Below are 25,234 nucleotides of genomic sequence, written 5' to 3' on the forward strand. Positions count from 1 at the left end.
GCCTTTATTCCGCTGCTGGCTGACGACCGGGTCATTTTTATGACTTGCAATTTGCGTTTTGCCGGTTATAATTATGGTGATGGTGAAAAGCTCATTAATGCTTTTCTCATAGAAGGGGTGGAAGGATGAAGATTGGGGTTATCAGTGATACGCATGGCTCAGCATCTGCCTGGCAGCAAGCGGTGAACGGCCCTTTTAATGATGTTGATTTTGTTTTTCATGCCGGAGATGTCCTTTATCATGGCTCACGCAACCCGTTTCCTTTCGGCTATCAGACCAGTGAACTTGCCGATCTGCTGAACAGCAGTCCGGTGCCCATGCTCATAGCCAAGGGAAATTGTGATTCTGATGTGGATCAGACAGTGCTTAATTATCCTTTGCAGCCGGTTGTATTCGCCCAGCTGGAAGGGGTGAGGTTTTGTGTTATGCATGGGGATTCAGGGGGGCTGGCTGATTTGTTGCGCCAGGGACATCGATTCCAGGCGGATTTCCTGATTACCGGCCACTCCCACATCCGCCGGTTGGCAAAAGAAAATTCCCTGATCCATATCAACCCCGGTTCCGCAGCCCTGCCCAAGGACCATATCAACGGTTCGGTGGCAGTGGTGGACAGCCTGCAGCGTACCGTTGCCATTATTGACCTGGAAACCGGAGAATCGTTACAGCACCTTACCTTTTCCCCCCGCTGAATTTTTTTTGTTGCTTCCTGCAGCTTCCACCCTTGGATGTTTCTTCCGCTTGACTTTCCGTTTCAGCAGCTGTTGGTCATACAAGGGGGGCTCCCCTTCAGGCCGGCGCTTAAAGCGTCGATGGACCCAGAAATACTGTTCCGGCATCAGGCGAATGCCCTCTTCAATGGTTTGATTCATCAAGGTGGTGTCAGCCAGCAGGTCACCGGTGGGGAACGGATTAAGCGGTGGGCCAAAAATGATTTCCAATCCCCGGCCATAGGGCATAAATCTGGTGAAGCAGGGGATGACCACCGCGTCAGCCAGTTGGGCAAAACGACTGAGCATGGGGAAGGTCGCGGTCGGAATGCCGAAAAACGGCACAAAGAGTCCCTGGCCGCCGGGGCTCTGGTCCGGCAGATAATAAAAGGGCAACCCCTGGCGCAAAAGGCGAATCAAGGGTCGTAAAGGGGCGTTGCGCTCAAGCAATACGCCGCCGAAATGGGTACGTCCCCGGCGTACCAGGTGGTCAACCACCGGGTTGTGCAGTTTTTTATACAGACTGAGCGCTTCCCTTTCCATGCCGATGGCCAGCCCCCCGAGTTCAAGGCCGAGAAAATGGGGTGCCAGGAGGATGATGTTGCGTTTTTCAGCCAACGCCTGGTCATAATAACTGCGGTTGTAAAAGTGGACCAGTTTTTTGAGACGCCGGCGGGAGATTCCCCAGTTCATGCCGGTGGTTAACAACCCCAGTCCGAGACAGGAGAAGTGTTTTTTTGTCAGCTGGTCGATCTCTTTGGCTGAAAGTTCGGGAAAGCACAGCTCGATGTTCCGCCGGGCGATGCGCCGCCGACTGCCGGCCAGGTGATAGGCCAGGCGTCCCAATGCAGTTCCCAGGCCCCAGAGCACCGGCAAAGGCAGCAGCCCTGATGCCAGAATGCAGGGTACGGCGAACCAGATGGGCCAATAGCGAGGTTGGAAGAGCCGGTGGTCAGACATGACGGAGCGGCAGCAGGGTGATGATCATTGGTATGGAAACCCTCGGATTGTAGTAATGGTAGAGATATTCTATCAAAAAAAGTATTTACTGCGGGGGGAAAGTTCTTCTCCGGTCAGGGTGAGATACTCTCGATCAACCCGGTTGATCAGCTTGATGATCTGGTAGCGCATGGCATTTTTTGCCTCATCCAGCCGCCGCAATCCAGCTTCCCGGCATCGCCGACAGGCATCGACAGGAATTTCAATGCCAAGACAGCGCTGGTTTGCCGCTGCCTGTGATTCAATGAGCAGCAGGCCGGCACAGGAAGAACAGACCATTACCTTTTCCGTCTGTTCTTCAGAAATTCCGTCAGTATCATAGTAAATCGATTTGTGGCGGGCATCAAACTGACCATCCCTGCCGGTGGTTTGGTGTGATTGGCGGTAGCTGGTCATAATATCCCGGCAGAGATTTTTGATGTAGTTGTCGATCTGGGGTGATTGCCGCAGCTGTTCGGGGTTGTAGCCGGGCTCGCGTACATGGGAATAATCCGTCCCGGCCATGGCCAGCACAATACCCAGATTGACATAGGGCAGTGCCCCTTGGATGGCGTAACCCCCCTCAAGGACGGCAATATCCGGATTGAGCTTTTCATTCAATCGGGCATAGCCTTGGGCGGAAAAGTTCATATTGGTAATGGGATCGCTATAGTGGTTGTCCTGCCCGGCTGAATTGATGATTAAGTCCGGTTTGAAGTCCTCGAGTATCGGCAGGACAACCTCGTCAATGACGGTTAAAAAACCGGCATCAGAAGTTTGCGGCGGCAGGGGAATATTTATGGTTCTGCCGACGGCATTGGGGCCGCCCCGTTCGTGAATAAAGCCGGAACCGGGATAGAGGGTACGGCCATCCTGATGCAGAGAAATGAACAAGGTGTTGGGATCATGCCAGTAGATGTCCTGGGTGCCATCCCCATGGTGGCAGTCGGTGTCGACGATGGCAATTTTTTTTTGGCCATACTGTTCGCGGATAAACTCGATCATGACCGCTTCATTGTTGATGTTGCAGAAACCCCGGTTGCCGTGGACTACCTTCATGGCATGGTGCCCCGGCGGTCGTACCATGGCAAAGGCTTTGCTGACCTCGCCCTCCATCACCAGCTGGGCAGCCTTGATCGCGCCGCCGGCGGCAATCAGGTGGGATTCGGTGGTTACCGCGGCGACTGAGGGGAAGCAGAAATGGGTCCGTTCAATGGCTGCCGGTTTGGCAATTTCCGGCTTGTATTCCCTGACCCCCGGAAGGTCAAAAACTCCCTCCTCCCGCAGCTGATCCTGGGTGTAGAGCAATCTTTCTTCCCTTTCGGGGTGGGTGGCATCAATGGCCCAATCATAAGCCGGGAAAAAAATAATTCCCAATTTGTTGGCAGGTTCGCTCATCGGTTCCGCAGTCCCTCCCCGTATCCAGGTTGAATGCCCGGTTTCAACTGACAGCTGACCCGGATATTCTTCCCGACGGTAAAGTAGTTGCTGATCATGTTGAATGAATCGGCCTCGACGATATCGATATCATCTTTATGAACATCGGTAATCGCACATTGTTCGAGGAAATTTCCCAAATAGTTTTTACAGTCAGTCAGTGCTTCATCCAGTGAATACTGGAAAGGGATCTGTTTGACGATGTTAAGGTTGGGGAGCAGGAGGGTTTTCTTTTCCGTATCGGCAAACAGTTCAACCTCCATGGTGGTTCTGGTTAAAGCCGCGCCGATGGCGTTGGCGATCGAGTATTCTTCCGGAATAGTCGTCTCAAGATCAAAGGCCTTTGCCAGGGTGCATCCCAGAACCTTGGCCGGCCCGCCCATGATATAGAGATGTTCAGGAACCAGTTTCCTGGCTGCCAGCAGCTCATGGATAGTATAAACCGGCTGGTTGTTTAAATCGCTGATCAGTTTTCCGGCGGCTTCACAGATCTCTCCGACCGCATAGTCAATCGCCTGTTTGGCAACATCCGTCACGCCGGTTCCCCAACGCCCGGCCAGGTCAGCCATCCCGCTCATCGATGCCGATACCTCTCCCGCTTGGCAGAGATTCATGACATTGCAGGCATCAACCAGGGTTGGCTGCCGGCCGCCAAAAGCCATGGCCGGTCCCTGTCGCCGGGGGCCTACCTGGATATTCCCGGCTGTTTGATGAATCAGGGAATCGCCACCAATGCCGATGGACCTGGTGATGATTGCCCGTACCAGGGTTGGGCGACCGTCAATGGCAATGCCGTCATTTTCCAGTAATGGCGCCCCGGCGGCAAAAATGGCGATGTCGGTGGTTGTACCGCCAATGTCAAGAATGACCGCGTCCTCGCTAATGTTGCACAGGGCAACAATGCCCATGACGCTGGCCGCCGGACCGGAAAGAATTGACTGTACCGGAGAAAATCGTGAGGCGGCAAACGGCATAGTGCCGCCATCGGCTTTCAAAATATCAATGCGGGCCTTGAGGCCGAATTCAGCGATGCTGTGTTCTATGGCATCGGCAAAACAGTTGTATGATTGCCAGATGGCCGAATTGTAGAATGCCGTTGCAACCCGCCGGGGGAAATTAAGTCGACCCGACAGGCGATGGCCGATGCTGATGAAATCGGCCTGTGGTTCAAGCAGTTTGCTTAAGGCTATTTCGTGATCCGGGTTGCGGGGGGAAAACTTAGTGACAACGGCGTAGGCTCTGACATTATTATCGCGGCAATGCCGAGCGAACCCCGCAACCGCTGCCGGGTCAAAAGGTTGCTGCTCTTTGCCCCGGTGATCAATGGAACCGCTGCCGGTAAAAAAATAGCTGCCTACCCGGCAACGTTGCGGGTTGATCCCCGGACCGGCCAGCACCACCATGCCCACCGGATCCAGTTGCTGTTCGACAATGGCATTGGTGGTCAAGGTTGTACTCAGGTTTATTTTTTTGATCAACTCCGGGTTGGTGCCCTGCAGTACCTCCCGGAGTACCAGCTTCACTGAGCCGAGCAGGTGGTCATGATCGGTAGCCACTTTGGCGGCTTTGACAACCCCCTGGCGGTCAATGATTACCGCATCGGTATGGGTGCCGCCTACATCAATTCCCAGTAGCATCTTTTCTCCTCGGGCGTTGCCGCCAAGCTTGTTCTTTGCCTGGCGGTCGGCTTTTCTGCCAGCTGCCCTCTCTGCGGGAATGTATCATGGTGGTTTTGTCGTCGTCCAGCAAAAATCATCCGAAACCTGCTAGCCTGAAGTGATTTCCGCCCATATTTGTACCCGGCTCAAGTGGTCGCTTCAGGCCAGTCAGCATATAAAGCTGGCGGCTTCCTTCGGATATTAAACGTTAGACAACTTGAGGTGTAAGGGGTCCAGGCATGGATGTAATCGGGTTTGCCTCTGCTGTTATCTGTCACTTAGCCTCTGAGCTATAGCCGGTTTCTTTTCATGGTGTCAAGTGAGGGAATTTTTATCCAGACGGTCAAGATAATAATAAATTTTTTTATCAACGTGCCGAAAACGCAGATAATGTCATAGGTATGGAGGGGCGTGTGCAGAAAAAAATTCAGCAGTTAATTGATGAATTGTCAGAAACAATAGTTATCATGGAACCGGGTGATTTGTCCGGTTGCGGTCGGATGCTTAATATTATTGATCTCCTTGAGGGGCAGGAGATCCGTAATTCGTATGACTACCTTGGTAGTGAACTGCAAAAGATCAGAGAGATTCTGGTGGAAATTATTTATAATGAAACCGCTGATTCCACTAAAGATATCCCGGTTCTGACCGCAGCAGTTACCCGACTTCAGGAGCGTTTTATCAACGGTCCGGAGGTCCGAGAGCCAGATGGCGACGATGATGAGCATGGTGATCTGTTTTTTCAATTGGCGACCGGAGAAGAAGAGTCTGTGAGCGAAGCGCGTTCATCCCCGCCCGATACTGCTGCCCCGGAGATGACTGATGGTGAGGAAGAGTTGTTTGCCGGAGTTGATTTTTCCCAGGATCAGGATCTTTTTGAAGGCTTTATTGCCGAATCCCATGAACATCTGGATTCCATAGAAAACAATATTTTGAACCTCGAGCAGGATCAAGGCAATAGTGATACTATTAATTCCATCTTCCGCCCTTTTCACACCATAAAAGGGGTCTCCGGGTTTATGAACCTAAAGCAGATGAATGTTGTTGCCCATCATCTGGAAAATCTGTTGGATGATGCCAGGAACGGCAAGCTTGAACTGACAGGCATGGCAACGGATCTCATCCTTGACGGGGTTGATTTTATCAAGGGCATGCTTGATCAGGTACTGAATGCCCTCCAGGGGCAGCCAATGGAACCAATGCCGGTACATGCCTTTGTGTCAAGGATTGACCAGGTCCATGATCGTCTGCTGGCCGGGGAAGATGATGCGGAAGAACATGCTGCCGATGATTTCCAGGCAAAGCATGATAAAATTGGTGAAATTCTGCTTGAAGAACAGTTGATCAGTGAGGCGGACCTCCAGGAAGCTCTGAAAGAGCAGGCGCTGGCAAAAGCTGCCGGGGAATCAAAGAAGCTGGGGGAGGTCCTGCTTCACGACAAGAAAGTTAATCCGAAAAGCATGGTCCAAGCTTTGCGGCAGCAATCTGCTGCTAGGCTGAAAGAACCAGGCACTTCGGCAATCAAGGTTAATACGGAAAAGCTTGATAATCTCATTGATATGGTCGGGGAGCTGGTTATTGTCCAGGCAATGATCAGCCAGGATCCCGACATCACCGGCCTGAGCAGCAGAAAGCTGATCCAGAATCTTGCCCAGTTCAGCCGTATCACTTCGTCGCTGCAGAATATTGGCCTTTCCCTGCGGATGGTTGAAATCAAGCAGACATTCAATAAAATGGTTCGCCTGGTTCGGGATCTGGCTAAAAAAAGCGGTAAAGAGGTTGATCTGCAGATGTCTGGCGAAGAGACAGAAGTAGACAAGAATATGGTCGATCTTCTCTATGATCCCCTGGTACACATGATTCGCAATTCAGTCGATCATGGCATCGGTACCCCGGCTGAACGGCAGGCGGCAGGCAAGCCGGCAACCGGTACTGTTCAGTTGAAGGCCTATCATCGTGGCGGCAATATTATTATCGAGATCATTGATGACGGGAAGGGGCTTGACGCTGAAAAAATCAGACGTAAAGCTATTGAACGTGGCGTCATCAGCCAGGATGACCATCTTTCAGAACAGGAAATCTTTGCCCTTATTCTCCTGCCTGGTTTTTCCACTGCTGATCAAATTACTGATGTATCTGGCCGTGGGGTGGGGATGGATGTAGTCAAAAAATCCATCGAAAAACTCCGCGGGGTGATTGAACTGGATTCAGTGGCTGGCCAGAAGACGGTGGTGAGCATCAGAGTTCCGCTGACGCTGGCGATTATCGATGGCATGGTGGTGAATGTTCATAATGAACGCTATATCATTCCGACACTGAATGTGGTTGAGTCCTTGCGTCCTGCCAGGGAGCAATGTTTTACCGTCCAGCAGCAGGGCGAAGTTATCAAGGTCAGGAACCGGCTGGTACCTCTGGTGCGTCTGCATAAAGTTTTTTCCCTTTCCGATACGGGACCTCAGCCTTGGGAGTCGCTGGTCGTTGTAGTCGAGAACGAGGGGGAGCAGCGTTGTCTTCTGGTTGATGAGCTGGTGGGCAAACAGGAAATTGTTATCAAGAGTTTAGGTGAACAGTTGAAAAATATTCCCGGCCTTGCCGGTGGAGCAATTATGGGTGATGGTCGGGTTGGCCTGATTTTGGATGTTGCCGGTATGGTTGCCCACTGACGGCTGTTGCCTGGCTTATGGGTTTGCAGGTGGGCGGCAAGTGAACTCTTGGCATGTTCTAATGTGAATGAGGAGAAAATGTAATGAATGATGTGAATCAGGAAATTCAGCAAACAACATCCAGGGAGGGCAAGTATCTGACCTTTGTCCTGGCTGGCGAAGAGTACGGACTGGAGATCCTTAAAGTCAAAGAAATTATCGGCATGTTGGATGTTACGGCCATCCCCCGTACTCCCGATTATGTTAAAGGTGTGATCAACCTGCGGGGCAAGGTTATTCCCGTTATTGATTTGCGTTTGCGATTTGGGCTGCCGGCGCAGGACTATGATGAGCGTACCTGCATTGTGGTCATGGAAATTGCCGGCGAGGATAGCCAAATGTTGATGGGTATCGTGGTGGATGCTATCCATGAGGTTCTCAACATATCCGCTGATGAAATTGAACCGACTCCGGCTTTTGGGACGCAGGTGAAAACGGACTATATCCTCGGTATGGGAAAGATAAAGGATACGGTTAAAATTCTTCTGGACATCGACCGGGTGCTGACTTCGGAAGAGTTGCAGCTGGTAAGTTCAACCACATAATACCAGAGGGCGCAGGTTTTGAGCCAGGAGCTGGGCGGGACCATATCAACCAAGGATTTTCGACGCTTTTGTCAGTTTATCTACGGGCGATGCGGGATTAATCTTCATGAGGGCAAACGTGATCTGGTCCGTTCGCGACTGGCGAGGCGTTTGCGAGCGCTTGGCTTGTCATCCTATAAAGACTATTTCGATCGTGTTTTTGAGGATGATAATGATCAGGAGATAGTCTATCTGCTGGACGCCATTTCCACCAATGTCACCTATTTTTTTCGTGAGGAGAAACATTTTGACTTTCTGACGCAGGAAGTTTTGCCCGCACTGGTTGGCAAGCCCCGAACCGGTGCCAATGACTGCATCAAGGCCTGGTCGGCTGGTTGTTCCTCGGGAGAGGAACCCTATTCTCTGGCTATTACCCTGAGTGAATTCCTTGAGCCTCACAGCCAGGGGTGCAAGTTGCTGGGAACCGATCTTTCCACCAGTGTGCTGCAGAAAGCAAAACAGGGAGTCTATGAGGCCGGCAAACTGGAGAATATACCCCGGCCGCTGCTGCGCAAATACTTTAATCCTCATGGTGATGGTGTCTTCTATCAGGTCGCTCCCCGGGTGAAAAGCCTCCTCAGGTTTGCCCGACTCAATCTGATGCATACGTTTCCCTTCAAAGGCCGCTTTGATATTATTTTCTGCCGCAATGTTATGATCTATTTTGACAAGCCGACCCAGGAAACTTTGGTGAACAAGTTCAGCCATGTTCTCAACCCTGGCGGCTATCTGATGATTGGTCATTCTGAGAGTCTAACCAGTATCAAACACGATCTGCAATATATTCAGCCAGCGATTTACAGGAAGAAACGATAGTGGGTAACATCACCGTAGGCATCGCAGATATGAAAATCAGTGCTACTTCCACTGATACTTTGGTGACCTATTCCCTTGGATCATGTATCGGGGTGGCCATTTATGATCCGGTAGTCAAAGTTGGCGGTATGCTTCACTATATGTTGCCGGACGCCTCGATCAATAAGGATAAAGGGGTGAAAAATCCTTATATGTTTGCCAATACGGGCATTCCTTTGTTGTTTAAAACCTGCTATCAGCACGGTGCTGAAAAAAAACGGCTGGTGGTCAAGGTTGCCGGTGGCGGTCAGATTATGGATGAGAGCGGTGTTTTTAATATAGGCAAGCGGAATTATGCTATTCTGCGAAAGATGTTTTGGAAAAATAATATCTTGATAGATTCGGAAGATATTGGCGGCATGGTGAACAGGACCATGTATCTGCGACTGTCTGATGGTCAGCTAATGCTGAAGGTGTCAAAGAAAGGGCTGGTGGAGCTATGAAACATATGGATGAAATTCTTGCCAGCATCCAGGAAATTCCTCCCTTTCCCCAGGTTGTCCTGAAAGCAATGGATATTATCAGTGATCCTGAATACAGTGTGGAAAACCTGACTCGGGTGATCAGCCTTGATCAGGCAATTACCGCAAACGTGTTGAAAATTTGTAATTCTGCCTATTTTGGTTTATCCCGCGAGGTAGGATCTCTGAAAGAAGCCGTTGTTTATCTGGGGGCAACACAGTTGCGGCAGTTGCTACTGGCTGGCGGGGCTAAAAAAGTTTATGATCAACCACATGAAGGCTATACGTTTTTTGCCGGCGAATTGTGGCAGCATGCGGTAGCCTGTGCGGTTATGGCTCAGGTTGTTGTCGGGCATTTTAAAAAAAGTTCGCTTGATTCCCAGATGGTATTCACTGCGGCCCTGCTTCATGATGTGGGCAAGGTGGTGCTCAGTACCTATGTACAGCAGGAATTTGCCCATATAGAAGCGATGGTGGCCGGCAATAAATGTTCCTTTCAGGAAGCTGAGCGGGAAATCCTTGGCTATGATCATGCCGAAATCGGTGGTAAACTTACCGAGTTCTGGCAGTTTCCTGAACCTATTGTGGCGGCAATCCGCCACCACCATCAGCCTGAACAGGCCCCCAAAACCCATCGCTTGCTAACAGAACTGGTATCCTTTGCCGACAGCCTGGTAATTTTGGTCGGTTATGGTACCGCTGCTGATGGCCTTGCCTATCACATGCCCCATGCCTTGGCTGATAAAGCCAGTCTGCAAACTGTTGATGTTGAAATCCTGCTTGCAGAATTTCAACAGGAGATGGTGAAAACATCAGGGATGATTGGGGTTCAGGAGGAATAGGGATAGTGAAAATCCTGGACAACAGCTTGAGGAGGGAAGAGACTAATGGCGTTTAATCTGTTGGTTGTGGATGATTCGGTTTCCATGAGGCAGATCATCAAGCGGGTTATCTCACTATCCGGTTTTGATGTGGGGACTGTTTTTGAGGCTGGAAACGGCAAGGAAGCTCTCGCTGTTTTAGATGATCACTGGGTGGACATCATTGTCACTGATATTCATATGCCTGAGATGAATGGTATTGCGTTGCTTGAACAGGTAAAAAGTGATCAGTTGCTGCAAGCTATTCCGGTAGTCATGGTAACTACCGAAGCCCGCGAGCAGATTGTTGACCGGGCGACCGAACTTGGTGCTTCAGGGTATCTGAAGAAACCGTTTCATCCTGAAGAAATAAAACAGCTGCTACTGTCAGTGTTAGGAGTGGAAAATGTTGATGTCAGTAACGCAGAATCTGACGAATGTGATTTCTAATGTTCTGGAAAACATGTTTTTTACTTTTGTCAGGCCGGTTTCCTGTGCCGAGTGTGCTCAGTCTTTGGTCGGGGTTTTTTTCCACAAGGTGCAGGTCAGCCTGGCTGACCGTGATCATCGCTTGGATGTTGCCATTTTTTTTGCCAGTGATTTGGCGGAGCAGATGACTGCCAGCTTTCTTGGCGAGGAAAGAGGGCAGGTGTCCCTGAGTCAAATCAGCGATGTTCTTAAGGAAGCGGTGAACATGATTGGTGGCGGGTTGATCAATATATGTGACCCTGAGGGCATAATGGTCCTTGGAATTCCCGAAACTTTCGGGGTTGGTGAGGCGACGATCTCCGACGGGATGGTCTGCTATGATACTGACGGCAGTTATCTGCTGGTGGGCTGGACAGAAACATAATGTGTTCCGCATCCAGGGAGTACTACCTGAAACCCGGCTATATCTACTGTTCGCGCGAACCGGTAGTGGTGTATACCGTTTTGGGATCATGCGTTGCGGTAACCCTCTGGGATAGCAGGGGTCGTTTCAGTGCCATAAATCATTATTTGCTGCCCTCCTGTCCTGAGGGTGAAGCGCCTACGGCCCGATATGGTGAGGTTGCCATGTTTGCCTTGTATAAAATGATGCGGGAGCAGGGAGCAAAACCACATACGATGACCGCCCAGATTTTTGGCGGCGGTGATTTGCGCGGCAGCCGGATTGGCTCGGATAATATTGCTGTGGCCAGAGAATTTCTGCAGGCCAAGAAGGTCTACGTGTCTTCTGAGGATGTGGGAGGGACCCTGGGTCGTAAAGTTGTTTACCATGCCCACACCAATGAGACGGTGGTGCTGAAAGTCGAAAAACTCCGACGCTCGGACTGGTATCCTTATGAGTAACGGGAGGCAGAAGGATGCGCGGGAAAAACAGCCCATGGCTGACTGGGTGAAACGGATAGCGTAGGTTTATGTGCAGAATGGAATGTCGAGAAGGATAGCCGCCCATGATTAAAGTATTAATTGTCGATGACTCGGCTATTGTCCGCCAGATATTTTCCCGGGTTCTTGCCAAGGAGCCGGGGATTGAAGTGGTTGGCACTGCTCCTGATCCCTATGTTGCCAGGGATAAAATTGTCGCCCTGAAGCCGGATGTTATTACTCTGGATATAGAGATGCCGCGCATGGATGGTCTGACGTTTCTCCGGAAGCTGATGAAATACTATCCCATTCCAGTGATTATTGTCAGTTCACTGACCCAGCAGGGCAGCAGAATAGCCTTGGAGGCCATGGAGTCAGGCGCCCTTGAGGTGCTGGCCAAACCGGGCGAAGCGTATACCGTTGGTGATATGGGTCAGCAGCTGGCCCAGAAGATCAGGGCTGTGGCTGCCGTTGATATGAAACAGAGGGCCAGGTCGGTAAGTTATGTCGAATCAGGCCCTAAACAATTTAAAGCCCTGACCGCATCAACCAATAAGGTTATTGCCATTGGTTCTTCAACCGGCGGCACCGAAGCGCTGAAAGTTCTGCTGGCGCCGATGCCCCTTGACACTCCAGGGATTGTCATTGTTCAGCATATGCCGGCAAATTTTACCAAAGCCTTTGCCAACCGTCTTAATGATATTTGTCGTATCGATGTCAAGGAAGCAGAAGATGGTGACTCCATTCGGCCGGGCTTGGCATTGCTGTGTCCGGGGAATTTTCACATGCTGGTCAAACGAAGCGGGGCCCGCTACTATGTTACGGTCAAAGACGGTCCTTTGGTTCATCACCAGCGCCCGGCAGTGGATCCCTTGTTTCGCTCGGTAGCCCGTTACATTGGTCCCAATGCGGTTGGTGTGATTCTCACGGGCATGGGGGCTGATGGTGCCAAGGGAATGTTGGAGATGAAAGAGCAGGGGGCGACCACCTTTGCCCAGGATGAAGAGAGCTGCGTTGTTTTCGGCATGCCCAAAGAAGCAATTAAAGCAGGAGGGGTGGATCACATTGTGCCGCTTTCCCGGATGACCGAAAAAATTATTCACTATTTGAACTAAAGTTTTCTCTATTTTTGACGATAACCTATTGAAATAAAAAGCTAAAAATAGCCTTGCACCCAGGCGGGTGTGTCATTGTTGCAAATGGGGGGTGCGAGGCGGCCGGGAGATTTATACGATGATGAAGGGGATGGTTTTACCGTCTAGTGATGATCTTTCTGTGGGTGCCAGCATGTCATCTTTGCCGTTGTTGGCTAAGCTTGACAGCCACCTGAAAACAATGAATGACCGGGTTGAGCAACTGACAGCTTTGCTTAACCTGTATATGGAGTTTGAAGAGGTCGTTCGTAGTTTTATTCTCGATGACAACCCGAGTCTGGAGAAACAGCTGGAGGCCATAGAAGAATGCAAGGGAGAGACCGATCCAGAGGGTGCAGGGGAGGACTTAGCCTCCCTAGTTGAAGAATCGGTAAGCGTTATTGAACAGCTTAAAGTATTGCAGCAATAGTTCTTTGCTGTTGGTATGATGCTGAATAAATAAGGCGGCCTTTGGCCGCCTTATTTATTCGAGAAATGAAAATTCAACCGAAAAGCCGCCATAATCAGTGACAAAAGGCAGCACAATGATTGGTGATGACGTGATGTGGCGGACAGTGTGGTTGGTGCCGGCGATGATGGTTGGAATGCCGGCTTTCAAGTTGATGTTCACTGATTCGAGCTTGTTGCGGGCCTGGCCACAGATCATGTTGGTCAGCTCGCCCACCGCGTCGTTCACTTCCTCGTTAAGCTCGTCATGGATCTCACCCAGCATGTTTTCCAGGATGCCTTTGATGCAGGAAAAGGAGAAGGAGATCGACAGTGATCCTTCACGGTCACCGGACAGACCAATGATGCCCGTAATGTCTCCTGTTGCTGTTTGATCTTTTTTAACAAAGGGTTTTCCAGGCGTTGAGGTCACGAAGGCCATGGTTTTGAGAACATGAATGGTAGCCTCCAGAAAAGGGTTTATATAGCGAACATCCACAGAAATCTCCCACTCTGCTTCTTGGTTTCAGGTTGATTGTTCCAGTACTAACCATGCTTCAGATATCAAATCAAATGCCAATGTTCAAGTATTTTCTAGATTTTTTTCATTGTTATTGGTAGAGTAATCGACATATTTCATAATCGCTAGGTTTATGGATCTTTATGGTCGTCTGATCGCCATAGCCATAAACAAGCCCCTGGTCCACTGGAGAGTGCCTGTTGTCTTAACCGTCATTGTTCAGTGGCGTCAGGCTGATATTTTGATGACCGTATCGGTTTTGCCGGGCATGTCCAAGAGATAGATCGACAATGTTGTTGCTTTTTTTCCGCCGTTGCAGGCCGGCCGTCTGTCTGTTGACAACCGTACTGGTTGCTATGCTCATTGTTTTCCAAGGGTATGCCGCCCAGGATTCCCATGGCTTATTGCCCATGGATGGGCTGATTAACCGTTTGCAGGCCGAAAAGGATATTGATTCCCGACTCATTCATAAGTATCTGGTTGTCAACCCGGTTGTACTGGATCACGCTATTATCGCCAAAAATCTTAAACAGGTGGAAAAAAAGGCTTCCTACGACTATTTTCTTACCGACAAGCCCCTGCAGCTGGCGCGAAACTTTCTCGACCAGAACCATGATTGGCTGACCAAGATGGAGACCGGTTCACCGGTTCCCAAGGAGCTGGTGGTGGCTATTTTCCTGCTGGAGTCCCATTTTGGCCGGTATGACGGCCGTTATCCTCTGCTGCAGGTTTTTGCCTCGCTTTCTCTTTGCGACCAGGAACCTGTGTTGCAGCAAACCTATGACTTGCTGTGCCAATCCTATCCCCAACTTGATTACCAATGGCTGGTTAAGCGGGCCACCAGGAAATCTTCCTGGGCCTACGGCCAGTTGAAGGCCTTGCTGCAGATGGGGGAGAAGGTGGATGTCGCCGAGCTGAAAGGGTCATGGGCCGGTGCTTTCGGGATTCCTCAGTTTATTCCTGCCAGTCTGCTCTCATATGGCGTCGATGGCAACGGGGACGGTCGGATAGACCTGTATGATTATCATGATGCCGCTGCCAGTGTGGTCAATTATCTTGAACGCCACGGGTGGCAGCCGCACATGACTGCCGACCAGGAGGAAAAAATTATCTGGTCCTATAACCACAGTGCCTTGTATGTGAAAACTATTCTGGCAATTCGTAACCACTTGATCCAGCAGTAAATTATTTGCTGATAACATGCTGATTTCGTGATAGCCATCGGTCTGCTGCGCGGGTGGTTTTTTCATGTTTCTCTGGCAGGGAGGGGAAGATCCCTCCCTTGCTTGTTTGACCGACAGCTAAGGGAGAGCGGTTCTCCTGCTTTGCCGCGCATTTCCTGCCTTTTGCAACGCCTGAGTGTTGTAGCAGCGGTAATCGCCTGAGATGAGGTTGCCCCATGGAGCAACAAGACCCTGGAGTACTGATTTCCTTTGAAGGGATTGAAGGGTGTGGCAAGTCCACCCAGATAACGCTAGCGGCCGACTATCTGCAAGGGCAAGGGGTTGATGTGCTCCTGACCCGGGAGCCGGGGGCTTCAGTGATTGGAGCCGAAATCCGCCGTCTTCTCCTGTCTCCGGAATTTTCTCCCGAAGTCATGACCGAACTGTTTCTCTATCTGGCCGATCGCCGGGAGCATGTGATGAAGGTGGTCAGACCTCATTTGGAGCGCGGCGGTCTGGTGCTGATTGACCGCTACATTGATTCCACGTGGGTGTATCAGGGCTATGCCCGCAGTGGAGATTGTGACCTGATTGAAAAACTTAATGGCCTGGTTACTGAAGGCCTCGAACCACAATGCACCATCCTCTTCGATTGCCCGCCGGAAATGGGGATGCAGCGGGCCAGAGAGCGTAACCGGGTTGCCGGGATACAAGGGGCGGAGGATCGTTTTGACCAGTTGGCATTGGATTTTCATCAACGGGTGCGGGCCGGATTCATGGTGCTGGCCCGCCGGCATGCCGATCGTTTCAGGATCCTTGATGGCAGTCGGCCGATTCGGGATCTTCATCTCCGGGTGAAAACTATCCTGCAGGAGTTCCATGTCTTTTCGTGATGTTTTAGGCCAGTCTCTGGCTGTCTCCCGGTTGCAGGGTATGATCATGGCCGGTACTCTGCCGGCTGCCCTGCTGCTGACCGGAATGGAGGGGGTCGGTAAATGTTTCACCGCTTTCCAGGTGGCCAAGGCATTGAACTGCAGCCATGGTCACGGAGATGCCTGTGATGCTTGTGCCGATTGCGGCCAGATCAGCCGTCGGGTACATCCTGATGTCATGCTGGTGGCGGCGGAAAAAAATCAGATTAAAATCGACCAGATTCGGGAACTGCAGGGTTATCTCGGCTATGCTCCTTTAAGCGGCAGCTGGAAGGTGGCTATCATTGAAGATGTCCATTTGCTGAATACTGCCGCTGCCAACGCTCTCCTGAAAACCCTTGAGGAACCGCCTGATCAGAGCCTGATCATGCTGGTAACCCATCTGCCGCAGGTTTTGCTGCCCACCGTCCTTTCGCGTTGTGTGGTGATTCCTTTTCTGCCATTGTCAGCCAAAGATCTTGGACATATTGTGCAGCGTCTGGTGGGTGATGCTCTGAGTGGACCACAACAGTTGGCACAGGCCATTGCTTTAGGCGGCGGCAGCGTCTCCCGTTCCCTTTTTTTCCTTGAGGACAACCGGCTTCAGTGGCGTGATGAACTGCTTTTCCGCTTATGTTCTTTAACGCCGGAACGGCTGGATGAACTGTTTTCCTTGGCCGAGGAGCTGAGCCAGAAATCGGCCGAAGCCGAGCATGCCTGGTATGTGATCGATACCTTTATTCGCGACGCTTTACTGTTGGCTGCCTGCCGTTCAGCTGCCGATCTTTTCCATGTCGGGCATGAAAAGGCCATGAAAGACCTGCTTCAAAAGATTAAACCTGATGACTTGCTTGCCTGGCGGGACGAGCTTATTCGCTTGCAAAGCAACCGCCTTTTCAATATAAATGTCAGACTGGCTTGGGAGGCATTGCTGCTGCAGTTTGTTGGGCAGCAGGTTTCAGGCTGCGTGTGAAAACTATAAACCCTGTTATGCCAGCGTGGCTGGTGCTGTCGGGGATGACGAACGAGGGATAGTGTGAAACGGTTTGCCGGTATAAGTATTCGCGGTTCGAGGAAAATTTATTATTTTGAAGCTGGTGCGCTTCACCTTGAGATTGGCAATGATGTTATTGTTGAAACCGAACGGGGTGTCAATATTGGCAAGGTGATGGTTCTGCCGATCCATACGCTGCCTAAAAAAGCCATGGGCCACAAGGGTGAGGTGAAAAAGGTGATCCGGCTAGCCCGGGAGGATGATTTTGAAAAACTGGCCGAGCACCAGTTGAAAGAAAAAGCAGCCCTTGCTCTCTGTAATGAGTTTGTTAAAGAGCATGACCTGGAAATGAAACTGGTGCGGGTTGAATATCTCCATGATGGCAGTAAAGCGATTTTTTATTTTACGGCGGAAAATCGGGTTGATTTCCGGGAACTGGTAAAAAATCTCGCCCATCAGCTTCATATCCGCATTGAAATGCGGCAGATCGGGATCAGAGATGCATCCGGCATGCTTGGCGGCTTGGGCGTCTGCGGCCGGGAGCTCTGCTGTGCCTCTTTTCTCAACAGTTTTGAGCCGGTAACCGTTAAAATGGCCAAAGAACAAGGTTTGGCGCTCAATCCGGTAAAAATTTCAGGCCTGTGCGGCCGTTTAATGTGTTGTCTTGGATATGAGTATGAGAATTACATTAAAATGAGAAAAGACAAACGGCAGGTCGGAAAACAGCGCAAAGGGGACAAGAAAGAATGACCGATAAACCAAAATCCGTCTATTATATAACCACGCCCATCTATTACGTTAATGATGTTCCCCATATCGGCCATGCCTACACCACGGTGGCGGCTGATGTCATGGCCAGATACCAGCGTCTGTTGGGCCGGGAGGTTTTCTTCCTCACCGGAACTGATGAACATGGGGTGAAAATTGAAAAAACAGCCCAGCAGAAGGGCGTGACCCCCCGGGAATTGGTTGACCAGGTGGTGAAACGTTTTATCTATCTCTGGGAGGTGCTCAATATTTCCCATGATGACTTTATCCGCACGACCGAGGATCGCCACAGTCGGGCGGTGTTGACTTTTTTCAAGGCGGTCCAGGAGAACCAGGATATTTATCTGGGATCGTATGAAGACTGGTACTGTGTTCCTTGTGAAACTTTCTGGACAGATAAGCAGCTGGATAATGGAAATTGTCCGGAATGCGGCCGGCCGGCTGAGCGTCTTAAGGAGGAGAGCTATTTTTTCCGCATGTCCAAATATCAGCAGCGGCTGCTTGAGCATCTGGATGAACATCCCGATTTTATTCTACCACCGGCAAAACGCAATGAGATTTTAAGCTTTGTCAGGGAGGAATTGCGTGATTTAAGTATCAGTCGGACCAGCTTTACCTGGGGTATCCCGGTTCCCGACCATGAAAAGCACGTTATCTATGTCTGGTTCGATGCCCTGATCAACTATCTGACCGCCGCCGGTTATCCTGATGATCCCGAACGGTTTGCCCGCCTCTGGCCTGCTGATGTGCATCTTATCGGTAAGGATATCCTCCGCTTCCATGCGGTGTATTGGCCGACGTTCCTGTTTGCCGCCGGCCTTCCCCTGCCGAAAAAGGTGTTTGCCCACGGCTGGTGGACGGTTGAGGGGGAGAAGATGTCCAAGTCGCTGGGCAATGTGATTGATCCGGTGCAGGTGGCAGAAGAATATGGGGTTGATGCTTTTCGCTATTTTCTCCTGCGTGAGGTGCCTTTTGGCCTGGATGGTGATTTTTCTCAGGCGGCCATGAAAGGCCGTCTGAACAGTGAACTGGCCAACGATCTCGGCAACCTGTTCAGCCGTTCAATCTCCATGATCAGTAAATACCGCCAGGGGGTTATCCCCGTTCCTCAACCGGAGGATCAGCGATACAGAGAGTTTGCCGCACTGGCTGATGAGGTGTTTCACGAAGTTGCCGCCGGCATGGATGATCTGGCCTTTTCCCGGGTCTTGCAGTCCATCTGGAAGCTGGTGGTCAGGGGAAACAAGTTTATTGACCAGCAGGCTCCCTGGCAGCTGGCTAAAGATGAAAGCCAGTCAGCCTCCCTGGATCAGGTGCTGTATTGTATTGCCGAAGTTCTGCGCCTGCTGTCAGTGTATCTGTTGCCGTTTATGCCGGATAAAGCTGCCGCGATGGCTCGCCAGCTTGGGGTGACGGATCAGCCTGATCAGTGTGGCCCACAGTTGTTTTCCTGGGGACGCCTGGCAGCGGGGGTGGTGGTGGAGCCCGGGCAGGTTCTTTTTCCGCGTCTTGATTGATGGGGGAGAAAGTCACGATGGCAGCTGATAACCGCCAACGTGCGGGATGGAGCGGGATGGTCGGCGATCTGCTGCCCGGGGTTCTTGATCGCTATAAGTTGCGCAAAAAAATGGCTGTCTACCAGCTTTTTTCCCGCTGGCAGGAGGTGGTGGGCCCCCAACTGATGGAAAAATGTCAACCGTTGTTTATCCGGGGTAGAACCCTGCATATCAAGGTGGTTAACCACGGCTGGATGCACCAGCTGTATTTTTTTCAGGATAGGATTATTGAACGTTTCAATGCCTTGAGCAGACACAAGCCGGTGGTTACCCACCTTCATTTTGAACTTGGCGAACTTGCAGCTGAGCGATTGATGCCCTCTGCACCCCGGCGTCACTCTTCAGTGGAACTTATCAGTGATCGTGAAAAGCGGCAGATCAAAAAAGATATCTGCCGCTATGTAAAAGATCCAGAGCTTGCTGATATTATCTATACCGTGCGCCTCAAAGATCGGGTTCGCCAGCTGGTCAGTGATTAGTGATGGCTGCCCCTCCCGGAACCCTCTATATCATTCCCACGCCGATCGGCAATCTTGGCGACCTTACCCTGCGGGCCTTGGAGGTGCTGAAAGAGGTGGATCTGGTGGCTGCCGAAGATACCCGGACGGCGCGCAAACTTTTTTCCCGCTTTGCCATTTCCACTCCCCTTCTCTCCTTCCATGATCACAGCCCTGATCATAGAATAGAGCGCCTCCTTCAGGATTTGCTTGATGGTCTCAGTATCGGCCTGATCAGTGAAGCGGGCACTCCCGGCATTTCCGATCCCGGTTATCCCCTGATCAGGAAAGTTATCGATGCCGGGCTACCGCTGGTATCCTTGCCCGGTGCCTGTGCTGCGATCACCGCCCTGGCTGGTTCCGGGCTGCCTCTACATGAATATTATTTTGTCGGTTTCCTGCCGGTCAGGAAAGCTGCCCGGGAGAACCGCCTTCTAGCATTGCGGCAGATTCCAGCGACCCTGGTTTTTTATGAATCACCCCGCCGCCTGCCGGCGACGTTGGCAGCACTTGAAAAAGTTTTCGGCAACCGCCGCATCTGCATTGGCCGGGAATTGACCAAGATCCATGAAGAATATCTCCGTGGGCATCTTCGGGAGCTTATTGCCGCCAACGAGGATCGACACTGGCGCGGTGAAATTACCTTGATGGTTGAGGGGGCGACCGAGAAGGCTGATGCTCCTGCCGATGTCGGAATGGTGGGGGAGCGGCTACGTCAACTGCAGGATGAGGGTGTGCTTTCTGTGCGGGATATGGTGAACCAGCTTGCTGAAGAGTTTCCTGAATGGCGCAGAAAAGATATCTATGCCCTGGTTCTCCAAACAGGCTGACAGCAGGTGCCTGGATTTTGAAAAAGAGATGCCGCTTTTTAAAGCGGCATCTCTCGTTGGGGGAATCATCCTGCCTGACTATCTCTTAAGCGCATTCCGAATATCCGCAGGCGTGGCAGACCATGCAGCCGCCTTCATGCTCAACAACCCCGCCGCATTCTGGACAGGCACCAAACCCCGGATTCTCACTGTTGAGGGATTCATCCCTGCAGCCGTTGCATTGTTCCAGGTGCAGGCGGATCGCCTGGGCGATGGCGTCAGCGCAGGAGGTGACCTTGTTGTCACCGAACCCGAAAGGTTTATGACAGCTGATGCCGATCAGCTGTTTGACCATCGATTCCGCCGATAAGCCGCTGCGCCAGGCCAGAGACACCAGTCGACCGATGGCTTCACACTGGCTGGCGGCACAGCCGCCGGCCTTGCCGATGGTATTGAACAATTCAAACTGGCAGCCTTGCTCGTCAACATTGATGGTGACGTAGAGGGGGCCGCAGCCGGTGGTCATCTGGTAGGTATGGCCGGTCAAGACTCGTGGCCGATCCCGTTTGATGGGCGTCTCCGCCACTGGCATGACGGCTTGTTTGCGGTCGGTTTTGCCAATGTTGAGAACCTGGTTCTCGCGGCAGCCATCCCGGTAGATGGTTACCCCCTTGCAGCCCATTTTGTATGCCTGGATAAAGGCTTCCTCCACCTCTTCCACCGTGGCGTCATGGGCAAAATTGATCGTTTTGCTGACCGCATTGTTCGTGTACTTCTGGAACGCAGCCTGGGTGGCTATATGATCTTTCGGGCTGATATCATGGGCAGTTTCAAAAATTTGCCGGTATTTCACTGGCACGTCATCAATGCCATGGACACTGCCGTTGTGGGCGATTTTTTTAAGTATTTCCGGAGTATAAAAATTATGTTCTTTAGCCATCCGGGCAAAGATGGGGTTGACTTCAAAAAACTCGTCGTCATCCATAACCCGGCGGATAAAGGCAACGGCAAACAGCGGCTCAACGCCGCTGGAACAGCCGGCTATAATGCTGATGGTGCCGGTGGGGGCAATGGTTGTTCTGGTGGCGTTGCGTACCGGTACGGCGGGGTTGCGCTGTCCATAGATGCTTTCGGGGAAGTTGGGGAATGCACCGCGTTCTTCAGCCAGACGGATGGAGGCGGCCAACGCCCGTTCATCAATGAAAGCCATCAGCTGTTCCGCCGTCTGGCGGGCTTCCAGGGAGGAGTAGGGCAGCTCAAGTTGTAGGAGCAGGTCGGCATAACCCATGACTCCCAGGCCGATTTTTCGATTGTCCTTGGTGTTTTTTTCAATTTCCGGCAGGGGGTAGCAGTTGATATCCACCACATTATCAAGAAAATGTACTGCCAGGTCAACAGTTTTCCCCAGTTTCTCATAATCAATAGCACCGTCGGTGACCATATGAGCCAGGTTGATGGAGCCCAGGTTGCATGATTCATAGGGCAACAGGGGTTGTTCGCCGCAGGGGTTGGTGCTCTCAATCATGCCGACTTTTGGGGTGGGGTTGTCGGCATTGATCCGGTCAAGAAAAACAATACCCGGCTCGCCGGAAAGCCAGGCCTGTTTGACCAGCTGCCGAAAAATTTTCAACGCATTTTGCTTCCTGATGATTTGACCATCACGGGGATTCAGCAGATTGTAGTCGCTGTCGGTTTCCACCGCCTGCATGAACTCTTCCGTTATGGCCACCGAAAGATTAAAATTATGCAGCACAGACAAATCAGACTTAACTTTGATAAAGTCCATGATGTCGGGATGGTCAACCCGTAAAATGGCCATATTGGCCCCCCGGCGGGTGCCACCCTGCTTAATGGTTTCCGTGGCGCTGTCAAAGACGGTCATGAACGAGATGGGGCCGCTTGAAATACCTTTGGTGGAGTGGACCACATCGTTTTTAGGGCGGATGCGGGAGAAGGAAAAGCCAGTGCCGCCGCCGCTTTTATGAATCAGGGCGGTATGCTTTACGGCCTCAAAAATACTTTCCATGGAGTCATCAACCGGCAGCACAAAACAGGCGGAAAGCTGGCCAAGTTCACGGCCGGCATTCATCAGGGTAGGGGAGTTGGGGAGGAAATCCAGGTTGGCCATCAACTCATAAAAGGCCTTGGCCAGGGTATCGACATCAGCGGCTGGATTATATGTGCGCTCTCCGGCGGCGATCGTCCGGGCAACGCGCCAGAGCATGTCAGCCGCTTTCTCCAGGACTTTACCCTGATCGTCTTTTTTTAAATAGCGTCGTTCAAGAACTGTTTGGGCATTGTCGGCAAGCGTTGGCATGGTGGCCCCAGCCGGCAGGACAGTGCTGTTCGGTGAATTCTTTCTTGCCATGTGGTCTCCTGATCAGGTTAAGATGTTGAAATTATTGAAAGTTGATAAGATACTATATGTAGTGGTTGATAGTCATAAAGACACAACATGTAGTGCATGTCAAGGGGAAATTGTCTGGAAATGACCTGCTGTGGAATTTTTTATGAAACGCTAATAGTTCAGCGAAGTTAGCCTTACCTGATGTTGGTCATGCATGCTGCGGGGAATTGTCTCCAAAGCATTTATCTCGTCCATGGGGCTGCTGGTTGCCAGCCCGATAATTTTTCAGGCGTTCATGGGTGAACCACTGCAGCTTGGAGACACCTTTTTGGTCGGGAAGGTATGGATTGGGATTCCAGGCATTTTTCTGTCCTGGGTTCTTTGGCTGCTAAATAGTGAAGGCCGGCTTCTACGCCGGCCTTCACTATTAGAGGGGGAGAAATGGAAGTTTAAAAATCATCAAAATTTTCCTGGTCATCATCAAAAGGGATGATCTCTTCCGGGGTGATTGTTTTTGCTGTTTGATTATGAGCCCTGGGTGCCGGCGGCTGACTGTTCCCGGTTGTTGCCTGAAGACGTGGTTTGGATGATGGTTTTTTCTTGTTGAACAACATGGTGTCCGTCGAGGCCATGGTGCCGCTACTGCCGGTGACAATGACATCCAGAGTCTGGACAATACCTTTCATCTTATCAGCCTGGGCGTTCATCTCTTCAGCGGCCGCGGCCATCTCTTCAGAGTTTGCCGCGCTTTGCTGGGTGACCTTGTCAATTTCGGTAATGGCTTTATTAATCTGATCTATGCCTTCGGTCTGTTCTTTCGAGGCAGCGGAAATTTCAGCGATCAGGTTGCCTACCTTTGTGGTGCTTGTTGCCACCTGGATAAAAGCTTTGCTGGTCGTCGTGACCAGATTGGAACCCTGATGGATTTTGGTCACTGTATCGTCAATCAGTTCAGCCGTGTTTTTCGCCGCATCGGCGCTTCTTTTGGCCAGGTTCCTGACCTCTTCGGCGACCACAGCGAAACCGGCGCCGGCTTCTCCTGCCCGGGCGGCCTCCACCGCGGCATTGAGGGCCAGCAGGTTGGTCTGAAAGGCGATTTCATCAATAGTTTTGATGATTTTCTGCGTCTCTTCGCTTGATGATGAAATGTCCTCCATCGATTTTGTCAAATCGTTCATCGAAATATTGGCAGAATCCACCAGTTTGATGGCATCGCTGACCAGATTGTTGGCCTGCTGCGTATTATCGTTATTCTGCTTGGTCATGGCTGAAATTTCTTCAAAGGAGGCCGAGGTTTCCTCCAGTGACGATGCCTGGCTGGATGCCCCCTCAGCCTGACTTTGACTGGAGGCCGATACTTCGGAGGCTGCGGAGGCTACCTGATGCGCGCCTTCATTGAGCATCTGGGTTAATTTTTTCACCGGCTTGATGACAATGGTTGCAATCAGGAAGTAGAAAATCACAATGGCCAGCAGAATCCCCAGGCAACCGGTGCCAATATTGTTCAGGCGGGCGCTGCTGATGGCGGCATAGACATCGGAGACTTCATGCCTGACCAGCATGCCGCCGAGGACCTGACGGCTTTGACCATGACAGTGCCGGCAGCCGGGTTCATTATTGATGGGACAGATGATCGAAAGGTTTGGTTTGTCGTTGATCGTCTCCTCGTAAATTCTTTCCGTGTTCTGGCTGGTCAGCAGGGCTTTGATGCCGTTGTTGAGGTCGACTGAAGCGGAAATACTTTTTATTGCTGAACCCACTTTACTTTTTTCAGAAGCATATGTGACGCGCTCATCAGCATCAAAGATATAGACCTCCACTCCTTCCATATGTTCCTGAATGTCCTGCATCTGGCTCAAAATAGTTGCGGTATCATTGATGGCCATGGGATGACGGATGCCGTTCAACAGGGTGTCAGCGAGAATGGCGGAGGCGTGTTCAACCTAATGGAGAATATTTTTTTTCAGGTTAACCACATTAAGCGTGGTAAGACAGCCAAGAATGATAACGAAAAGAATGGCGAGACTGCAGGTGATTTTGAACTGTAATCCTTTTCCGTGGGTATTCATTAGTGCGCCCCTCCGTAAATCATTGGCTTATAGTCAAAAGTGGCAACCCGCTCGGCGTTATGGCAGGTTTCGCAGTCGGCTACCGAGAGCTTGCCCTTGATGTCATCGGGATCTTCACTTTCGATATGGACACTGCCGGGACCGTGGCAGGCCTCGCAGCCCAGGTTTTTTAACTGGGGTGTCTGGGCCAGCGAAACAAATCCGCCTGGCTGGCCATAGCCGGTGGTGTGGCAGGTGAAGCAGCCTTGAAACTCGGTTTCAGTCAAGCCTTTCTTCATCCTGGAGATGTTGTCATAGGAATGGCGTTTTTTGGCATAGGTGGTGAAACTCTGATAGACTTCCTGGTGGCAGTCGCGGCAGGCCTCGGAGCCAACGTAACGCTTTTCGGCCAGGACGGTCCCGGGAAGAATCAGGCTGCAAACCAGCCA

At 51.3% G+C, this 25,234-nt stretch carries 25 protein-coding genes; 18 read left to right on the forward strand and 7 right to left on the reverse strand.

Going from position 1 to position 25,234, the window contains the following annotated elements; genetic code table 11:
- Window positions 1–125: 125 nt before the first annotated feature.
- Window positions 126–689, forward strand: coding sequence for a phosphodiesterase (yfcE, locus tag JXO50_00320; protein MBN2331529.1), 564 nt, complete (start codon window positions 126–128; stop codon window positions 687–689).
- Here the strand turns inward: yfcE and JXO50_00325 are convergent.
- The 3 genes from JXO50_00325 to JXO50_00335 all read right to left on the reverse strand — a co-directional run bounded on the left by JXO50_00325 (window position 660) and on the right by JXO50_00335 (window position 4,759).
- On the reverse strand, window positions 660–1,667 hold the full coding sequence (locus JXO50_00325) for a lysophospholipid acyltransferase family protein (protein MBN2331530.1): 1,008 nt from the start codon (window positions 1,665–1,667) through the stop codon (window positions 660–662). The two genes, yfcE and JXO50_00325, sit on opposite strands and share 30 nt — an antisense overlap.
- 72 nt (window positions 1,668–1,739) lie before the next feature.
- Window positions 1,740–3,083: a histone deacetylase gene (locus JXO50_00330; GenBank protein MBN2331531.1), complete on the reverse strand. Its 1,344-nt coding sequence runs from the start codon at window positions 3,081–3,083 to the stop codon at window positions 1,740–1,742.
- Complete coding sequence (locus tag JXO50_00335) at window positions 3,080–4,759, reverse strand: hydantoinase/oxoprolinase family protein (protein ID MBN2331532.1); 1,680 nt, start codon at window positions 4,757–4,759, stop codon at window positions 3,080–3,082. Before JXO50_00335 ends, JXO50_00330 begins: the two co-directional genes overlap by 4 nt.
- 434 nt (window positions 4,760–5,193) lie before the next feature.
- Between JXO50_00335 and JXO50_00340 the strand changes: the two genes are divergently transcribed.
- The 10 genes from JXO50_00340 (at window position 5,194) to JXO50_00385 (ending at window position 13,155) form a co-directional block, all read left to right on the forward strand.
- The gene (locus JXO50_00340) at window positions 5,194–7,443 is read left to right on the forward strand and encodes a chemotaxis protein CheA (GenBank protein ID MBN2331533.1); all 2,250 of its coding nucleotides are present in this window, start codon (window positions 5,194–5,196) and stop codon (window positions 7,441–7,443) included.
- 83 nt (window positions 7,444–7,526) lie between these two features.
- On the forward strand, window positions 7,527–8,027 hold the full coding sequence (locus JXO50_00345) for a purine-binding chemotaxis protein CheW (GenBank protein MBN2331534.1): 501 nt from the start codon (window positions 7,527–7,529) through the stop codon (window positions 8,025–8,027).
- Window positions 8,028–8,057: 30 nt separating this feature from the next.
- Window positions 8,058–8,882 (forward strand): protein-glutamate O-methyltransferase, encoded by an 825-nt coding sequence (locus JXO50_00350; GenBank protein ID MBN2331535.1) that lies wholly within the window; start codon window positions 8,058–8,060, stop codon window positions 8,880–8,882.
- 29 nt (window positions 8,883–8,911) lie between these two features.
- Window positions 8,912–9,364, forward strand: coding sequence for a chemotaxis protein CheD (locus tag JXO50_00355; protein ID MBN2331536.1), 453 nt, complete (start codon window positions 8,912–8,914; stop codon window positions 9,362–9,364).
- Window positions 9,361–10,224: an HDOD domain-containing protein gene (locus JXO50_00360; GenBank protein MBN2331537.1), complete on the forward strand. Its 864-nt coding sequence runs from the start codon at window positions 9,361–9,363 to the stop codon at window positions 10,222–10,224. The genes JXO50_00355 and JXO50_00360 overlap by 4 nt, the downstream gene beginning before the upstream one ends.
- A 45-nt stretch (window positions 10,225–10,269) precedes the next feature.
- Window positions 10,270–10,692, forward strand: a complete 423-nt coding sequence (locus JXO50_00365) for a response regulator (protein ID MBN2331538.1) — start codon at window positions 10,270–10,272, stop codon at window positions 10,690–10,692.
- Window positions 10,655–11,095 carry a hypothetical protein gene (locus JXO50_00370; protein ID MBN2331539.1) on the forward strand — a complete coding sequence of 147 codons (441 nt, stop codon included), beginning with the start codon at window positions 10,655–10,657 and terminating at the stop codon, window positions 11,093–11,095. Before JXO50_00365 ends, JXO50_00370 begins: the two co-directional genes overlap by 38 nt.
- Window positions 11,095–11,574, forward strand: a complete 480-nt coding sequence (locus tag JXO50_00375) for a chemotaxis protein CheD (GenBank protein MBN2331540.1) — start codon at window positions 11,095–11,097, stop codon at window positions 11,572–11,574. The genes JXO50_00370 and JXO50_00375 overlap by 1 nt, the downstream gene beginning before the upstream one ends.
- Before the next feature lie 104 nt (window positions 11,575–11,678).
- On the forward strand, window positions 11,679–12,707 hold the full coding sequence (locus JXO50_00380) for a chemotaxis response regulator protein-glutamate methylesterase (GenBank protein ID MBN2331541.1): 1,029 nt from the start codon (window positions 11,679–11,681) through the stop codon (window positions 12,705–12,707).
- A 118-nt stretch (window positions 12,708–12,825) separates the two neighbouring features.
- Complete coding sequence (locus tag JXO50_00385; protein ID MBN2331542.1) at window positions 12,826–13,155, forward strand: hypothetical protein; 330 nt, start codon at window positions 12,826–12,828, stop codon at window positions 13,153–13,155.
- Between the two features lie 54 nt (window positions 13,156–13,209).
- Here JXO50_00385 and JXO50_00390 read toward each other — a convergent pair whose 3' ends face one another.
- Window positions 13,210–13,614 (reverse strand): chemotaxis protein CheX, encoded by a 405-nt coding sequence (locus tag JXO50_00390; protein MBN2331543.1) that lies wholly within the window; start codon window positions 13,612–13,614, stop codon window positions 13,210–13,212.
- A 434-nt stretch (window positions 13,615–14,048) separates the two neighbouring features.
- On the opposite strand from JXO50_00390, the gene JXO50_00395 reads away from it, so the two are divergent.
- The 7 genes from JXO50_00395 (at window position 14,049) to rsmI (ending at window position 20,411) form a co-directional block, all read left to right on the forward strand.
- Window positions 14,049–14,876 (forward strand): lytic murein transglycosylase, encoded by an 828-nt coding sequence (locus JXO50_00395; GenBank protein MBN2331544.1) that lies wholly within the window; start codon window positions 14,049–14,051, stop codon window positions 14,874–14,876.
- 215 nt (window positions 14,877–15,091) lie between these two features.
- Window positions 15,092–15,748, forward strand: coding sequence for a dTMP kinase (gene tmk, locus JXO50_00400; protein ID MBN2331545.1), 657 nt, complete (start codon window positions 15,092–15,094; stop codon window positions 15,746–15,748).
- Entirely contained in the window at window positions 15,735–16,739 is a 1,005-nt protein-coding gene (gene holB, locus JXO50_00405; GenBank protein MBN2331546.1) for a DNA polymerase III subunit delta', read from the forward strand. Before tmk ends, holB begins: the two co-directional genes overlap by 14 nt.
- A gap of 195 nt (window positions 16,740–16,934) precedes the next feature.
- Complete coding sequence (locus JXO50_00410; protein ID MBN2331547.1) at window positions 16,935–17,510, forward strand: hypothetical protein; 576 nt, start codon at window positions 16,935–16,937, stop codon at window positions 17,508–17,510.
- Entirely contained in the window at window positions 17,507–19,045 is a 1,539-nt protein-coding gene (gene metG, locus JXO50_00415; protein ID MBN2331548.1) for a methionine--tRNA ligase, read from the forward strand. Before JXO50_00410 ends, metG begins: the two co-directional genes overlap by 4 nt.
- A gap of 17 nt (window positions 19,046–19,062) precedes the next feature.
- Window positions 19,063–19,563 carry a DUF721 domain-containing protein gene (locus JXO50_00420; protein MBN2331549.1) on the forward strand — a complete coding sequence of 167 codons (501 nt, stop codon included), beginning with the start codon at window positions 19,063–19,065 and terminating at the stop codon, window positions 19,561–19,563.
- Window positions 19,564–19,565: 2 nt separating this feature from the next.
- A complete protein-coding gene (rsmI, locus tag JXO50_00425; protein ID MBN2331550.1) occupies window positions 19,566–20,411 on the forward strand; it encodes a 16S rRNA (cytidine(1402)-2'-O)-methyltransferase in 846 nt (281 codons plus the stop codon).
- A gap of 85 nt (window positions 20,412–20,496) precedes the next feature.
- Here the strand turns inward: rsmI and JXO50_00430 are convergent, their stop codons facing one another.
- From JXO50_00430 to JXO50_00440, 3 genes are all read right to left on the reverse strand, one after another.
- Window positions 20,497–22,758 (reverse strand): vitamin B12-dependent ribonucleotide reductase, encoded by a 2,262-nt coding sequence (locus JXO50_00430; protein MBN2331551.1) that lies wholly within the window; start codon window positions 22,756–22,758, stop codon window positions 20,497–20,499.
- A gap of 428 nt (window positions 22,759–23,186) precedes the next feature.
- Window positions 23,187–24,623 carry a hypothetical protein gene (locus JXO50_00435; protein MBN2331552.1) on the reverse strand — a complete coding sequence of 479 codons (1,437 nt, stop codon included), beginning with the start codon at window positions 24,621–24,623 and terminating at the stop codon, window positions 23,187–23,189.
- Window positions 24,624–24,805: 182 nt separating this feature from the next.
- Window positions 24,806–25,234: cytochrome c family protein (locus tag JXO50_00440; protein ID MBN2331553.1), on the reverse strand; the 429-nt coding region annotated here is incomplete at its 5' end.

The sequence above is a fragment of the Candidatus Anaeroferrophillus wilburensis genome (assembly GCA_016934315.1).
Classification (GTDB): domain Bacteria; phylum Desulfobacterota; class Anaeroferrophillalia; order Anaeroferrophillales; family Anaeroferrophillaceae; genus Anaeroferrophillus; species Anaeroferrophillus wilburensis.

Coding starts and splice junctions, on each gene's coding strand:
- yfcE (MBN2331529.1), top strand. CDS start 126: ATGAAGATTGGGGTTATCAGTGATACGCATGGCTCAGCATCTGCCTGG.
- JXO50_00325 (MBN2331530.1), bottom strand. CDS start 1,667: ATGTCTGACCACCGGCTCTTCCAACCTCGCTATTGGCCCATCTGGTTC.
- JXO50_00330 (MBN2331531.1), bottom strand. CDS start 3,083: ATGAGCGAACCTGCCAACAAATTGGGAATTATTTTTTTCCCGGCTTAT.
- JXO50_00335 (MBN2331532.1), bottom strand. CDS start 4,759: ATGCTACTGGGAATTGATGTAGGCGGCACCCATACCGATGCGGTAATC.
- JXO50_00345 (MBN2331534.1), top strand. CDS start 7,527: ATGAATGATGTGAATCAGGAAATTCAGCAAACAACATCCAGGGAGGGC.
- JXO50_00355 (MBN2331536.1), top strand. CDS start 8,912: ATGAAAATCAGTGCTACTTCCACTGATACTTTGGTGACCTATTCCCTT.
- JXO50_00360 (MBN2331537.1), top strand. CDS start 9,361: ATGAAACATATGGATGAAATTCTTGCCAGCATCCAGGAAATTCCTCCC.
- JXO50_00365 (MBN2331538.1), top strand. CDS start 10,270: ATGGCGTTTAATCTGTTGGTTGTGGATGATTCGGTTTCCATGAGGCAG.
- JXO50_00370 (MBN2331539.1), top strand. CDS start 10,655: ATGTCAGTAACGCAGAATCTGACGAATGTGATTTCTAATGTTCTGGAA.
- JXO50_00375 (MBN2331540.1), top strand. CDS start 11,095: ATGTGTTCCGCATCCAGGGAGTACTACCTGAAACCCGGCTATATCTAC.
- JXO50_00380 (MBN2331541.1), top strand. CDS start 11,679: ATGATTAAAGTATTAATTGTCGATGACTCGGCTATTGTCCGCCAGATA.
- JXO50_00385 (MBN2331542.1), top strand. CDS start 12,826: ATGATGAAGGGGATGGTTTTACCGTCTAGTGATGATCTTTCTGTGGGT.
- JXO50_00390 (MBN2331543.1), bottom strand. CDS start 13,614: ATGGCCTTCGTGACCTCAACGCCTGGAAAACCCTTTGTTAAAAAAGAT.
- JXO50_00395 (MBN2331544.1), top strand. CDS start 14,049: ATGCTCATTGTTTTCCAAGGGTATGCCGCCCAGGATTCCCATGGCTTA.
- tmk (MBN2331545.1), top strand. CDS start 15,092: ATGGAGCAACAAGACCCTGGAGTACTGATTTCCTTTGAAGGGATTGAA.
- holB (MBN2331546.1), top strand. CDS start 15,735: ATGTCTTTTCGTGATGTTTTAGGCCAGTCTCTGGCTGTCTCCCGGTTG.
- JXO50_00410 (MBN2331547.1), top strand. CDS start 16,935: ATGGTTCTGCCGATCCATACGCTGCCTAAAAAAGCCATGGGCCACAAG.
- metG (MBN2331548.1), top strand. CDS start 17,507: ATGACCGATAAACCAAAATCCGTCTATTATATAACCACGCCCATCTAT.
- JXO50_00420 (MBN2331549.1), top strand. CDS start 19,063: ATGGCAGCTGATAACCGCCAACGTGCGGGATGGAGCGGGATGGTCGGC.
- rsmI (MBN2331550.1), top strand. CDS start 19,566: ATGGCTGCCCCTCCCGGAACCCTCTATATCATTCCCACGCCGATCGGC.
- JXO50_00430 (MBN2331551.1), bottom strand. CDS start 22,758: ATGGCAAGAAAGAATTCACCGAACAGCACTGTCCTGCCGGCTGGGGCC.
- JXO50_00435 (MBN2331552.1), bottom strand. CDS start 24,623: ATGGCCATCAATGATACCGCAACTATTTTGAGCCAGATGCAGGACATT.